A 13524-nucleotide genomic window follows, 5' to 3' on the forward strand; every position below is an offset into this window, starting at 1 on the left:
CGATGAGGCTACGGAGCCACCTCCGCCGGGCGAAGACTTCGGCGCACGCTGATCACAAGTGCCCGCCTACACTGTGCCGATGCCGAACTACAGCTTCCGGTGTCGCTCCTGCGGCGACACGTTCGAGGTGAACCGGCCGATGGCCCAGGCTTCGGATCCGGCCGCTTGCCCCGCCGGGCACGACGACACGGTCAAATTGCTGACCACATTCGGGACCGTGGGGCGCGGTGCCGCACCAGCGCCGGTCGCGGCACCCCGGCCCGCCGGTGGCGGCTGCTGCGGTGGGGGCGGCTGCTGCTGAGGTCAGTTGCCCTGGCCCGCAAGGGCATCGGCGATGCGCTGTAGCGCGTCGGCGATCCGGTCGCCGGACAGTGCCAGATCCTCGTCGAGCAGGGATTGGACGAGCAGACCGGTGAACATCGCGTGCATCAGTGCGCCCGCGTCGACACCGATGTCATCGGCGCCGAGGCCCAGCACCGAGGCCACCGCGGGTCTGGTGCGACGGAAACCATCGATGAGCCGCTCGGCGACGACCGGGTCGTGCTGCGCGCGGCCGAGCGCCACGACATAGGCACGGGCCAGGCCCTCGTGTTCGCCACGCGAGGCGTCGGCCGCGTCGACAGCGCGCCGGAAGCGGTCGGCCGGATCGGCGCCCGCGCGCACGACGCTCGCCCGCGCGGCTATCTCGTCCAGCCAGCGATCGAGGCCCGCGACAACGGCTGCGGTCACCAGTGCGTCCTTCGAGCCGAAGTGATAGCCGATGGACGCCAGGTTCGCGCCCGATTCGGCGGCGACCGCGCGGGCGGAGACCTGATCGACCGGCATCCGCGCCAGACAGCGCAACGCACCCTCGAGCAAGGCGGTGCGGTTACTCGGTTGCGGACTCATGCTTCGACCCTAGAACGAATCTATACAAACGTATAGAATCGAGGAGACCTATCCGCTCGTGGAAGAAGACGCGCCATGACCGTCGCGCGTATCGTGGTCGCCTTGCTGCTGGCCGCCCTGCTTGTCTACTCGGCCCGTGCGAAATTGTCGGGGAAGCCCGAGGTCGTGGCGGCCTACGCCAGGGTCGGGGTCGAACGGCGAAGACTTCCGCTGCTCGCGGCCGTGCTGTTCGCGGCGGCGGGTGGTCTGGTGGCCGGATTGTGGTGGACGCCGCTGGGTCTGGCCGCTGCACTCGGCCTGGTGGTCTATTTCGTCCTCGCGCTGATCGCGCATGCCATCCACCGCGATCTCGGCCATGCCGGACCGCCCGCGGTCATTCTGGGACTGTCGGTCGCCTGCGCCGTCCTGTTCGCCTGAGGTTCAGTCGCGCCGGTCGACGTGGCCGAGATCGCGGTCGGGGGCGATGCGGTCGCGGACGCGCTGCTTGAGGACGGCGATATCGGGAAAACCGCCGTCCGCCTTGCGTTCCCACAGCTGCTCGCCGTCGAGGGTGATCCGGAAGATGCCGCCCTGACCGGGTACCAGCGCCACCTCGCCGAGTTCGGTGGCGAAGGTCGTCAGCAGTTCCTGTGCCATCCAGCTCGCGCGCAGCAGCCAGCGGCATTGGGTGCAGTATTCGATCGCGATCCTGGGCACGAGGTCAGTGTGTCAGGCCTGGAAGGTGCCGTCGAGGTATACCCACGCGCCGTCGACGCGGACGAAGGTGCTCAGCTCGTGCATCGCGTCGCGCACGCCGTCCAGCTTGTAGTGGGCGATGAACTCGACAGTGCCGTTGTCGTCGAACGGGCCGCCGCGCTGGGCACCGACGATCTCCAGGAACAGCCACCGCTGGCCGGGGTCGAGCTCCAGGTCGGCGGGACGGGTGTTCGGGTGCCACGACCGCAGCAGGTAGTCGGTGTCGCCGACGACGTAGGCGGTGTAGCGCGAGCGCATCAGGGTCTCGGCGGTCGGCGCGGGTCGCGTGCCTGCCAGGATCGGTCCGCAGCACAGGTCGAACGGCTCGCCGCGGCGGCACGGACACGGTTTCGGTTCACCCATGCCGGTCATCCTGCCGGGTCGCGGCGTCCGTCGCCCACGCGGGCTCAGCCGAAGGGCTGATGTGCCAGCGGCACCAGCTCGAGCGACCTGGCGAGGTCGGCGGTCTGATCGCGCCAGCGCCGCAGATCGGTGACGCTGGGCGCCATCTCGTAGTCGAGGTGGTGCGCCGCCCGGGACAGCGCGGCCCACAGCGCACCGACCTGTCCCGCGGTCTCCGGCCCCGCGTAGACGCGCAAGGCGAGCAGCTGCGCCCGCATCGGACACCGCATGAGTTCCGGGGCGATCTGCGCCCACAGTTCGTCTACGGCCTGCTCCAGCGCGAGCCGCAGAATCCACGCGACGGCCCGCGACCAGACTCCACCGGCGTCGGAGACGGCGCCGGACAGGAGATGTTCGGCAGCCTCGAGCCGTTCGGATACCGAGGGGCGAGGCGTGTATTTCGCGCGTCGTTGCCTGTTCCGGTGGTTCACCGGGACTCCGCCGAAGCACCAGCGGAGCTGGTCCCCGCCGTAGCCGACTTGCCACCGCGCCCCGTGGAAGTGCGGTTACCACACCGCACGGCTGTTCCACCCCGGCGTGCACGCCGGCTCATGAGCGGACCGCGGCGGGCTCGTGGGCGCGCAACCAGGCGATGAATCGTTCGGTGTCGCTGATCAATTCGCGCATCGGACGGTCGATCGGCACGTGCGCGCCCGCGGTGGCGTCGCGCAGGACGCCGACCAGCCAGCGGCCGCCGACCGCGCTCAGGTGCTTGTTGAGGTCGTCGACGCGGGCGCCGGGACCCATGATCGCGAGGGTGAGCATGGCGCGGGTGGTGTGGGCGTTGCGCACACGACGTTCCACTTCGGCGTGGTCGAGGCCGGTGGCGAGCAGTTCGTGGCGGGCCTTCGCCAGGCCTGCCGCTTCGATCGCGGATCGGCAGCACGTGGCGACCAGTTCGTCGGCGATGGCGGGCGGCAGCTGGGGCGTGCGCAGCAGGGAGCGGGCGTCGTCGAGGTAGCGGCGGACCGGATCGCCGGTCACCCTGACTTCGACGATGGAGCGTTCGCGGCGCTGGACCTCCAGCACCGTGGCATCGAGCTGCATGCGGCGCACCGCCTCGGCGAGCCGCTCGTCGTGGGTGAACACCACCACCTGCCGGGTGATCGCCACCTCGGCGAGCACCCTGGCCAGCCCGTCGACCTTCGCCGGGTCCATCGCCTGAACGGGATCGTCGATCATGACGAAGCGGAAAGGGCTGTGCGCCATCGTCGCTCGTGGCAGGAACAGCGACAGTCCGAGCGCGTGCAGCTCACCCTGGCTCATCACCCCGAGCGCCGCGCCGTCCACCTCGTCGACGGTGACATCGAGCAGCACCCGCCGCGCCGTCCCCGCACTGCCCTGCAGCCGGATCGCGCCGAGCTCCACATTGCTCTGCTGCCGCAGCGTGCTCCACACCCACCTGGCAGTGCTTTCCAACGGCCGCATCCGCTCGCCCCGGATCGTCGCTGTCGCCGATTTGAGCCAGTCGGCCGCCTTCTTCACCACGCGCAGTTCGGCCGCGTCGGCGGACACGGCGCGAGCGGGATCGAGCCAGGCGAGAATGCGCGGGACCAGCGGCGACCACACCGAGTCGAGCCGCGCGAGTTCGGTACGCGTAGCACGGTGCAGAGCTGCGAGTTCGGCGGAAAGGTCGGTATGCGTGGCACGGATACGCCCGGGAACCCCGTCGTCGTAGTCGGCCGCACCGAGCTCGGCCCACACCGACCACAGACGCCGAACCGCCGCATGCCGCGCCAGTTCGGCGGGTAGGCGGGAGGTGAGCGAGCGTGTGGCCGCCAGGGCCGCGTCGAACTCGGCGCGAGCGGAACGCAGGGCGGCGAGGTGGGCACTGCGCTGGGTGATTTCGGCGTCGGCGGCGGTGAGCCAGGCAGTGTCGAGGTCGCCGCGGCCGCAGACGGGGCACGGGCAGGTTTCGACGGCGGTGACATGATCTCGTGCGAGGGTGAGTAATTCGAGGACGCGGAGATCGGACTCGGCGTCGGTGGTTGCGTGTCGCGACAGGTCAGCGGCCGCATCGGCGAGGCGGTCCACCGTCGCCGCGACCTGGGCAGCGTCGGGCAGGGTCAGGCGCAGGATCGCCCGCAGTCCGTCGGGGCCGTCGACGCCGAGCACCGAGCCCGCCACCGCGGTCGCCACCGCGTCGAGGTCGGGTTCGGGGGCACGCAGCAGGTCGGCGACGCGGCGGGCGCGGTCGTCGTCGACATCGGCGAGTTCGGCCAGCAGGTCGGTTCTGGATTGGCGCGAATCCCGCACGGCGCGTTCGAGTTCCAGTTTGCGCAGCCGGATGTGTTCGGCGGCGGCGGCGAGTTCGTCGAGGCCGAGCAGGCGGTGCAGCGCGTCGAACAGGTCGCTCGGTTTGCCGTCGACCAGTGCGCCCAGTTCGCTGTAGGACAGGAACGGCCGGTACAGGTCGAGGCGTTGCCGCCTGCTGCGTGGATCGATCGGGACCGGCCGGGCCGATCCGCGCTGCTCCGTCCAGTGCGCCTCACCCAGTTCGCTGCCGGGCGCCCACTGGGTGGCGACCGTGAGCTCGGTGTTCGCACCCGCGGTGAGCAGCCCGACCTCGATGCGGGCGAGATCGGGTTCGTGCAGGTTGCGCCACCCTTCCCGCCACGCGGTCGACCGGCCGTCCCAGCGCCGGTTTCCGCCGGTCAACGCGAATTCGGCGGCCTCGGCGAAGCTGGATTTACCGCTGCCGTTGCGTCCGACCACCAGGGTGAGCCCAGGTCCCGGGTTCAGTCCCAGCGTGGCCGTCGGCCCGATTCCACGGAAACCGTGCACCGTGATCGAGCGCAGGAAGACGCCGGTATCACCGGAATCCGGTGCGGCCCTGTCGTCGTCGGCCTCGGACAGGGCGGCCAGCACGCACTCGGCGACCCGTGCTTCCACGGCGGGGTCGGCCGCGAGCTCGCGCGCGACCACCTCGGCGATCCGATCCGAGCACATGTGCGACATCCCCCTTCGCGCCCGCGCGCAACGCGGCGGCCGATGTGCCCGACCGACGAGATCCTCCTCGGCAAACGCTACCTGATCGCGGAGCGTTCGCCCAGGGGATGCGCAGTGCCCCAGCGAATCTGCCCGCGGGAGTGGAATGGCCATCGTGGTGCCGCGGCGGGCCCTCGATGTCCACCCCTCGCCCACCCCGGCGGGCAGCTCGATGAGGTGCTCACACCCGCGATACGCTGCGTTGAGCGGCGCGGGCGGTCCGGGCGAGCCGAACAGGTCAGAATGCCAGACTTTCCCGCGGGCAGCAAGTAGAGAAACGCGAATCCGTCACAGCACCAGCGTCTTCCAGGCGGTTCGCGCGCCTGGACGGCAGTTGTCGGTGGGCTGCTGTAGATATTTCGGCGACAGAGAACGGGGGAACCGATGACCGACCGACAGGCGCCGTGGACCGAGGACCAGGTCCGCGCTCTCGCACCGGACGCGAGCTCACTGGCTGCCGCACGCAAGCTGGCCGGTCGCTGGCGGGGCACCGGTGCCGCCGGAACCGCCGTGTGGGGCCTGTGCCAGGGCAGCGGGTCCAAGCCGTATCAGACGATCGTCGACCTGGCCGGGCCCGCGTACAAGTGCTCGTGCCCGAGCCGCAAGTTTCCCTGCAAGCACGCGCTGTCGCTGCTGCTCATCTGGTCAGGTGGCGCGGTGCCCGTCCAGGACGCGCCCGCCGATTTCGCGGCGGAGTGGCTGGCAGGCCGGGCGGCCAAGGCCGCGGCCCCGCCGAAGACCAAGGCCACCGCAACGCCGTCGCAGGCAACCGTCGAGCAACGGCGAGCCCGGGTATCGGCGGGGCTGACCGAGCTCGAGGTGTGGCTCACCGATCAGATCCGTACCGGGCTGGCCCAGACCGATCGCTCGTTCGCGGCCTACGAGGCGATCGCGGCCCGCATGGTCGATGCCCAGGCGCCCGGTGTCGCGGCGACGCTGCGCAGGCTGCCCGCGCAGGTGGTGACCACCGAGCACTGGCCCGAACTGCTCCTGCGCGAGTACGCCCGGTTGCATCTGCTGGTGCTGGCCCATCGCACCCTCGACGCGCTGCCCGAGCCGCTGCAGGCAGGCATCCGCACCCACGTCGGCTACCCGACCCAGGCCGAGACCGTGCTGGCCGAGCCCGCCGTGCGCGATCGCTGGCTGGTGCTCGGCATGCGGGTGAGCGAGGAGGATCGCCTGCACACCCGGCGTACCTGGCTGCGGGCGCGCGGCAGCGGACGCTGGGCCGTGCTGATCGAACATTCCTTCGGCACACCGAATTTCACCGGCGAGGTGCCGGTGCCCGGCCACGAGGTGGACGCCGACCTGCACTACTACCCCGGCGCGGCGCCATTGCGAGTCCAATGGGGCACCCGCCACGGCGCCCCCGAACCCTTCACCACCGTGCCCCCGACCGGCGGCACCACGATCGATGACGCGCTGGACGCCTACGCGGGCGCGCTGAGCAACGATCCCTGGCTGCGCGCCTGGCCCGCGCTGCTGACCGAGGTCGTGCCGGTGCTCGGTGAACACGGCTGGCAGCTCGTCGACGCCGACGGCGTGGCCTTGCCGTTGTCGGCGGGGGCGCGGCCGTGGCGATTGATCGCCGTGTCGGGCGGTCATCCGGTGACGCTCACCGGTGAATGGCGCGCCGACGGTTTCGACCCGATCTCGGTGTTCGCCGCGGGCGAGGTGACCGATCTGGAGACGGAGTTCCCGACGCAGTCAGCGGCGACTCCCGAACTGGCCGACCTGGTTTCGGTCGCCCTGCTCGGCACCGCCCGCCGCACTGCCGACAGTGTGGAACTGGCCGGCGCGGTCGCGGCCGCCGTGCCGCAGCGTTCCGGTGAGCCTGCCGTCCGGCTGCTCGACACCGCCGCACTGCAAGATCTGTATCTGCGCGGTGGTCGCCTGCCCAGCTCGGCGCCGAAACCCGAACCCGCCTGCGATGATCCGCGGCGCCTGCTGCCGAGGCAGGCCGCCGATCGACTCAGCCGCCTGCTGGCCGACAAGTCGGTGTTCCTGCCCGAATGGTTCGCTGCCGCGGCGCCCTTCGACTTCCGGCTGCCGGATGTGCTGTGCGTCCAAGCGCTCACGGCGGCATCCGACAGCAACCTGCGCGCGCCGCTGCTCAAGCTGGCAGGTCGGCGCGGCCGCTGGCTCGCCGCACGCAATCCCGCGTGGTCGGGTCTGCTGGATTCGTTCCCGGTCGATCGAGCCGCGACGGTCGAGCCGGACGCGGAAGGATCCGAACCCTCTGGCACTGCGGACATCTGGCTTTTCGGCGCGCCCGGTGAGCGCAAGGACTGGCTGGCGCAGGTGCGCCGAACCGATCCTGCCGCCGCCCGCGAGGTGCTGAGCACTGCCTGGGCCAAGGAGTCCGGCCCGATCAAGGCCGAACTGCTGGCACTGCTCGGCCGCGGACTGAACCTCGACGACGAACCACTGCTCGAGCGGGCTCTCGACGACCGGCGCGGCGACGTCCGGCGCACCGCGGCGGGACTGTTGGCCCGGCTACCGGGTTCGGCGTTCGGGCAGCGGATGGCGGCGCTGGTGTCGTCGTGGGTCCGGGTGGACGCCAACGGCACGGTGACGGTCACGGTGCCTGCCGAAGTCGACGCCGAAGCCAGGCGCGACGGCGTCACCGACAGCACCGATCAACCCAAGATGCGCTGGGACACCCCCGATTCGACGGTGAAGACCCTGCACCAGGCGATCGCGGCGACACCACTGACAGCGTGGGCACCACTCGTCCCAGCCACCGCATCGGCCGCACCGACCAGGACGCCACCGTCCGGTGCCGTGCGGGGCGTGTCCGGTTCCGCCGAGCCGGTCGTCGGTAACAGGGTCGATGCCACCTCCGCCCAGCGCGACACCGCGACCGCCGCGCTGACCTTGACGCTGCCGCCACGCTATGCCAAGGCGATCGTCGACGGCTGGGTCGACGCCACCCTCGCCCAACGCGACACCACCTGGGCCCGAGCGCTGTTCGCGCACGCGACGCCGACCGAACAAGCAGTGCTGCGCCGCCGCGAACTGTTCACCCTGCTCGATGCCGCCGACCGGATCGAGCACGTGCTCGACCTCGATGCCCACCAGCTCACCGAACTGCACGCGATCCTGCCCGGCCTCGACCATCCCTGGCCGCCGCAGGTCGCCGACCACGTGCTGCGGCTGCTCGGCGAGCGCGCCCGCACCACGGCCCGCCAGCCGCATGCCACCGCAGGCGTATACACCGACCGTGCCCTGCTCACCGCCGCGGGCGTGCACCTGCCCGTCGACCTGGCGACCCGCGTCACCGCGCTCGCCGGCACCACCGAGGACCCCGCCTGGCAACAGGCCTTCCACCGACTCGCCCACGATCTCACCGACCGCGCGACCATGCTCGAGGAGCTGCGATGACCACCACCGAACCGGCAACCACCCTGCTGCGTCCCCATGCCGAACAGGCCTTCGCCGACGAGCTGGCCGCGCTGGCGCGCGTCGACGACCGGCCGCGTCCGCCGTCCTGGCGGTTGTCGCCGTGGGCCGTGGTCACCTATGTGCTCGGCGGGACTCTCGACGACGGCACCGTCATCACGCCCAAATACGTCGGGCCGCGACGGCTGATGGAGGTTGCCGTCGCGACCCTCGCGACCGACCGCGCGCTGCTGCTGCTCGGTGTGCCCGGCACGGCGAAAACGTGGGTGTCCGAACATCTCTCGGCGGCGATCAGTGGCGAATCGACCCTGCTCGTGCAGGGCACCTCCGGCACCGCGGAGGAAGCGATCCGCTACGGCTGGAACTACGCCCGGCTGCTCGCCGAGGGGCCGAGCGACGCCGCGCTGGTCGCCTCGCCGCTGATGACAGCCATGCGGACCGGGGCGATCGCCCGCATCGAGGAACTCACCCGCATCCCCTCCGACGTGCAGGACGCGCTGATCACCATCCTGTCCGAGAAGACGCTGCCGGTGCCCGAACTCGGTGCGGAAGTACAGGCCGCCAAGGGTTTCAACGTGATCGCCACCGCCAACGACCGCGATCGCGGCGTGAACGACCTGTCCTCGGCGCTGCGCCGCCGCTTCAACACCGTGGTGCTGCCGCTGCCCGCCGACGAGGATTCCGAGGTCGCCATCGTCAGCAGGCGCGTCGAACAGCTCGGCGCCGCACTGGAACTGCCGACGGTGCCCGCCGCCGCCGAGGAGGTGCGCCGGGTCGTGCGCGTGTTCCGCGAACTGCGCTCCGGGATCACCGCCGACGGCCGCACCAAACTCAAGTCCCCCTCGGGCACCCTGTCCACCGCCGAGGCCATCTCGGTGATCACCAACGGCCTTGCCCTGTCGGCCCACTTCGGCGACGGCGTCCTGCGCGCCTCCGACATCGCGGGCGCCGTCCTCGGTTCGGTGATCAAGGACCCCGTCGCCGACTCGGTGATCTGGACCGAATATCTCGAGGCCGTGGTGCGCGAGCGCCCTGACTGGGCCGACTTCTACCGCGCCTGCCGCGAGCTCGCGAACTGACACGGGCCGGCGGGAGGACGGAACAGACAGCACACATGGGGTTTTCGATGCGTGAACAGATCGACGGCGAGACCAGCGCGGCGAGTGCGGTACCCGCTCCCGCGAGCAACGCCGGTGCAAGTACCGATGCCGGCGCGGTGGTCGGTGCCGATGCGGGTGCGAATACCGTGACGCGGGTTTTCGGCATCCGTCACCATGGGCCGGGCTCGGCGCGATCGCTGCGGCAAGCACTCGAGGAGTTCCGGCCCGATGCCATCCTCATCGAAGGTCCCGCCGACGCCGACCCGCTCGTCGGGTTCGTCGCCGCCGACACCATGACCCCGCCGGTGGCGCTGCTGGCCTACGTCCCGGATTCGCCTGCCCGCGCGGCATTCTGGCCGTTCGCGGTGTTCTCGCCGGAGTGGCAGGCGATGCGCTACGGCGTCGACCACGCGGTGCCGGTCCGCTTCTGCGACCTCCCGGCCACGAACGTCCTCGCTGCCGAAGACGACTCCCGCGGTGACCGCACCGACCCGCTGGCGGCTCTGGCCTCGGCGGCAGGTTACGACGACGCCGAGCGCTGGTGGGACGCCGTCGTCGAATCAGTGCCCGACAGCGCGGCTTTCGACGCGATCACCGAGGCGATGGCAGCATTGCGCGAGGACGCCATCCAGCACGGGCAAGCAAGGGACTCTGACCATGCGGCACCGGGGTCGGACATGGCGCATCCGGAGGACAACAGCCAACGCGACCAATCGACGCGGCGCGGCGATACCAGCCAGGCAGGCACACCCTCGTCGGTCAGCGCGTCGGAGCCAGCGGAAAATGCCTCGGCACCAGCCGGATCAGGCGCTCCGTTGCCGGTCGATCCCGAGGATCCGGCGGTCGCACCGCTCGTCGTCGATCAGCACACGCTGCGGCGCGAGGCGTACATGCGGCAGGTGATGCGGCAGACGCTCAAGGACGGGGCGAAGCGGCTGGCGGTGGTGTGCGGCGCGTGGCATGCGCCTGCGTTGGCCGGGGCGCTCGGGCCTGCCGCGCCGGATGCGCGACTGCTCAGGGGGTTGCCGAAGACGAAGGCGGCGTTGACCTGGGTGCCGTGGACGCATTCGCGGCTGGCGGCAGGATCGGGGTATGGGGCCGGGGTGACCTCACCGGGCTGGTATCACCATCTGTTCACCGAGACCGAGCGGCCGGTGGCGCGGTGGCTGACCAAGGTCGCCGGTGTGCTGCGGTCGCACGATCTTCCGGTGTCGAGCGCGCACATCATCGAGGCGGTGCGGTTGTCGGACACGCTGGCCGCGTTGCGTGGTCGGCCGCTGGCGGGATTGTCCGAGGTCACCGAGGCTGTGCGGTCGGTGATGTGCGGTGGTGACGAGACCATGCTGCGGCTGGTGGTGGACGAACTCGTCGTCGGCGAGACCCTCGGTGCTGTCCCCGATGACACCCCGACGGTGCCGTTGGCGGCGGATCTGCGCGCGCGGAGCAAGACCCTGCGGCTCAAACAGGAAGCCCTCGCCCGCACTGTCGACCTCGACCTGCGCAAGGAGCGCGATGTCGAACGCTCGCATCTGCTGCACCGGCTGCGGCTGCTCGGCATCGACTGGGGCACTCCGACCGTCGGCGAGGTCCGTAACACCGGCACCTTCCGGGAGACCTGGACCCTGCGCTGGGAACCGGAATTCGAGGTCCGCATCGTCGAGGCGGCGGTGTGGGGAACGACGCTGCGCACCGCGGCCGAGGCCAAGATCCTCGACACCGCGAGCCGTGACGGCGTGTCCGTCACCGAACTCGCCGACGCGCTCGAGATGGCCCTGCTCGCCGATCTGGGTGGTGCCACCGACGGGTTGATCACCCGGCTGGAAGCGGCCGCTGCCCTCGACAACGACGTCACCCACCTCCTCGGCGCCCTGCCCGGGCTGACCCGAACGCTGCGCTACGGCGATGTCCGCGGCACCGACACCAAGGCGCTGGCCCATGTCGCCGACGGCCTGCTGGTGCGGATCTGCGCCGGCCTGCCCGGTGCGGTCACCGGTCTCGACACCGACGCGGCCGAGGCATTGCGCGCCCAGATCGACGCCGCACACACCGCGATCAGCACCCGCGACGACGACCACGCCACCACCGACTGGCTGGCGACCCTGCAGCGCATCGCCGACCGTGACGATGTGCACGGCGCGATCGGCGGCCGTGCGGTGCGCCTGCTCTGCGACGCCGAGCGCATCGACGACGCCGACTCGGCCCGCCGCCTGGCCGCCGCCCTGTCCATCGGCAACACCCCCGCCGCCAAGGCCGCCTGGATCGACGGCTTCCTCGGCGGACGCGGCCTGCTCCTGGTGCACGACCGGGAGTTGTTGCGCCGCATCGACGAGTGGCTCCGCGAACTCACCGAAGACCAGTTCGTCGCCACCCTCCCCCTACTGCGCCGCACCTTCGGTTCCTTCGAATCCGGCGAACGCCGCGCCATCGGCCAGGCCCTGCGCGACACCGGCTCCGCGCCGGCCGCCCCCACGGGCTCCACCGCCATCGACCCCGCCCGTGGGCAACTGGCCCTGCGCGCCGCCACCGCGATCCTCGGCGCCGCCGGATGATCGCGGCACCGTTCCCAGACCAAGGGCAGGCGACAATCTCCCCGCCGTACCTCGGGATCGCCCTCCGGTCGACCTGCGCATCGCGCTCCGGCGTATCGGACGACGTCCCGCGTGTCGTCGCATCTGCTGCGGCGCCGCACTCGGCTTCGCGGCCAACGGATTTCGAGTCGACCAGTCACAGGCCCCTTTCGGCGCAGTCGACTGGAAGGGGCCGAGTCGCCGTATCACGACCGCCATTGCAGCACGCGCCCCCGCGAACCCCGCTCGATCACCAGGAGCAGCCATGACCGACAACGACGAAAACCATTCGCGCCGATGGCGGCTCGTGCTCGGCCAAGCCGCCGAAGAACAGCTCGGCGGCCTGTCCTCGGGCCCCGACCAGGCGATGGACCAGGCGCTCGGCGCGCTCTACAACACCGGCGAGGCAGGTGGATCGACGAAACGGTCTGGTGGGCTGGGTGGTTCGGCGCCACGGGTGGCGCGCTGGCTCGGCGACATCCGCACCTACTTTCCCGCGACCGTGGTCGAGGTGATGCAGCGCGATGCCGTGCAGCGGCTGAATCTCACGCAGTTGCTGCTCGAGCCCGAGCTGCTGGAATCGGTGGAACCCGATGTGCATCTGGTGGGTACGCTGCTCGGCCTCAACCGGGTGATGCCGGAGACCACGAAGGCCACCGCGCGGATGGTGGTCGAGAAGGTGGTGCGTGAGATCGAGCGGCGCATCGCCGCCAAGACCGTCGCCGCGGTCTCGGGCGCGATCAACCGCGCCGCCCGCACCCACCGGCCGAAGCTGCGCGACATCGATTTCGATCGCACCATCCGCAAGAACCTGGCCAACTATCTGCCCGAGCACCGGACCGTGGTGCCCGAACGGCTGGTCGGCTACGGGCGCAAGGCGCAGTCGATCCAGCGCGATGTGGTGCTGGCGATCGACCAATCCGGGTCGATGGCGGCCAGTGTCGTCTACGCGTCGGTGTTCGGTGCGGTCCTCGCGTCGATGCGCTCGCTGAAGACGTCGCTGGTGGTGTTCGACACCGAGGTCGTCGACCTGACCGAACAGCTCAGCGATCCGGTCGACGTGCTGTTCGGCACCCAGCTCGGCGGCGGCACCGACATCAACCGCGCCATCGCCTACTCGCAGTCGCTGATCACCCGGCCCACCGACAGCCTGTTCGTGCTCATCTCCGATCTGTACGAGGGCGGGGTCCGCGAGGAGATGCTGCGGCGGTGCAATGCGATGAAGGAAGCGGGCGTCCAGGTGGTGGTCCTGCTCGCGCTCTCCGACGAGGGCGCACCCGCCTACGACCACGACAACGCCGCCGCGCTGGCCGCGCTCGGCATCCCCGCCTTCGCCTGTACACCCGACAAATTCCCCGACCTGCTGGCCACCGCCCTGGACCGGGGCGACATCACGCACTGGGCCGACACCCACGCTCCGGCCGTGTGAGACCGTGAGTTTC

Annotated in this window: 11 protein-coding genes; 6 read left to right on the forward strand and 5 right to left on the reverse strand. The window is 70.8% G+C overall.

Going from position 1 to position 13524, the window contains the following annotated elements; all coding sequences use genetic code 11:
• Positions 1–79 precede the first annotated feature (79 nt).
• Positions 80–301, forward strand: a complete 222-nt coding sequence (locus ACWF9G_RS17140; RefSeq protein ID WP_189026561.1) for an FmdB family zinc ribbon protein — start codon at positions 80–82, stop codon at positions 299–301.
• A gap of 2 nt (positions 302–303) precedes the next feature.
• Here the strand turns inward: ACWF9G_RS17140 and ACWF9G_RS17145 are convergent, their stop codons facing one another.
• A complete protein-coding gene (locus tag ACWF9G_RS17145; protein WP_452516315.1) occupies positions 304–888 on the reverse strand; it encodes a TetR/AcrR family transcriptional regulator in 585 nt (194 codons plus the stop codon).
• 75 nt (positions 889–963) lie between these two features.
• On the opposite strand from ACWF9G_RS17145, the gene ACWF9G_RS17150 reads away from it, so the two are divergent.
• Complete coding sequence (locus ACWF9G_RS17150; protein WP_379303728.1) at positions 964–1305, forward strand: DoxX family protein; 342 nt, start codon at positions 964–966, stop codon at positions 1303–1305.
• A gap of 3 nt (positions 1306–1308) precedes the next feature.
• Here the strand turns inward: ACWF9G_RS17150 and ACWF9G_RS17155 are convergent, their stop codons facing one another.
• From ACWF9G_RS17155 to ACWF9G_RS17170, 4 genes are all read right to left on the reverse strand, one after another.
• Positions 1309–1584: a SelT/SelW/SelH family protein gene (locus tag ACWF9G_RS17155; RefSeq protein WP_132369677.1), complete on the reverse strand. Its 276-nt coding sequence runs from the start codon at positions 1582–1584 to the stop codon at positions 1309–1311.
• A gap of 12 nt (positions 1585–1596) precedes the next feature.
• On the reverse strand, positions 1597–1995 hold the full coding sequence (locus ACWF9G_RS17160; RefSeq protein ID WP_452516317.1) for a YchJ family protein: 399 nt from the start codon (positions 1993–1995) through the stop codon (positions 1597–1599).
• 35 nt (positions 1996–2030) lie between these two features.
• Positions 2031–2456, reverse strand: coding sequence for a hypothetical protein (locus tag ACWF9G_RS17165; protein WP_379303732.1), 426 nt, complete (start codon positions 2454–2456; stop codon positions 2031–2033).
• Between the two features lie 118 nt (positions 2457–2574).
• Positions 2575–4974, reverse strand: a complete 2400-nt coding sequence (locus tag ACWF9G_RS17170) for an AAA family ATPase (RefSeq protein WP_452516319.1) — start codon at positions 4972–4974, stop codon at positions 2575–2577.
• 423 nt (positions 4975–5397) lie between these two features.
• Here ACWF9G_RS17170 and ACWF9G_RS17175 point away from each other — a divergent pair, with 423 nt between their 5' ends.
• The 4 genes from ACWF9G_RS17175 (at position 5398) to ACWF9G_RS17190 (ending at position 13511) form a co-directional block, all read left to right on the forward strand.
• Positions 5398–8397, forward strand: a complete 3000-nt coding sequence (locus tag ACWF9G_RS17175) for a DUF5691 domain-containing protein (protein ID WP_452516320.1) — start codon at positions 5398–5400, stop codon at positions 8395–8397.
• A complete protein-coding gene (locus tag ACWF9G_RS17180; RefSeq protein WP_452516322.1) occupies positions 8394–9494 on the forward strand; it encodes an ATP-binding protein in 1101 nt (366 codons plus the stop codon). Before ACWF9G_RS17175 ends, ACWF9G_RS17180 begins: the two co-directional genes overlap by 4 nt.
• Before the next feature lie 47 nt (positions 9495–9541).
• On the forward strand, positions 9542–12064 hold the full coding sequence (locus ACWF9G_RS17185; protein ID WP_452516324.1) for a DUF5682 family protein: 2523 nt from the start codon (positions 9542–9544) through the stop codon (positions 12062–12064).
• A gap of 283 nt (positions 12065–12347) precedes the next feature.
• Positions 12348–13511 carry a VWA domain-containing protein gene (locus ACWF9G_RS17190; protein WP_452516326.1) on the forward strand — a complete coding sequence of 388 codons (1164 nt, stop codon included), beginning with the start codon at positions 12348–12350 and terminating at the stop codon, positions 13509–13511.
• Positions 13512–13524: the final 13 nt, after the last annotated feature.

Source organism: Nocardia sp. NPDC055029 (genome assembly GCF_053608525.1).

Bases quoted from the DNA above. Each gene is read 5' to 3' on its own strand.
- ACWF9G_RS17140 (WP_189026561.1), top strand. From the start codon at position 80: ATGCCGAACTACAGCTTCCGGTGTCGCTCCTGCGGCGACACGTTCGAG.
- ACWF9G_RS17145 (WP_452516315.1), bottom strand. From the start codon at position 888: ATGAGTCCGCAACCGAGTAACCGCACCGCCTTGCTCGAGGGTGCGTTG.
- ACWF9G_RS17150 (WP_379303728.1), top strand. From the start codon at position 964: ATGACCGTCGCGCGTATCGTGGTCGCCTTGCTGCTGGCCGCCCTGCTT.
- ACWF9G_RS17160 (WP_452516317.1), bottom strand. From the start codon at position 1,995: ATGACCGGCATGGGTGAACCGAAACCGTGTCCGTGCCGCCGCGGCGAG.
- ACWF9G_RS17170 (WP_452516319.1), bottom strand. From the start codon at position 4,974: ATGTGCTCGGATCGGATCGCCGAGGTGGTCGCGCGCGAGCTCGCGGCC.
- ACWF9G_RS17175 (WP_452516320.1), top strand. From the start codon at position 5,398: ATGACCGACCGACAGGCGCCGTGGACCGAGGACCAGGTCCGCGCTCTC.
- ACWF9G_RS17180 (WP_452516322.1), top strand. From the start codon at position 8,394: ATGACCACCACCGAACCGGCAACCACCCTGCTGCGTCCCCATGCCGAA.
- ACWF9G_RS17185 (WP_452516324.1), top strand. From the start codon at position 9,542: ATGCGTGAACAGATCGACGGCGAGACCAGCGCGGCGAGTGCGGTACCC.
- ACWF9G_RS17190 (WP_452516326.1), top strand. From the start codon at position 12,348: ATGACCGACAACGACGAAAACCATTCGCGCCGATGGCGGCTCGTGCTC.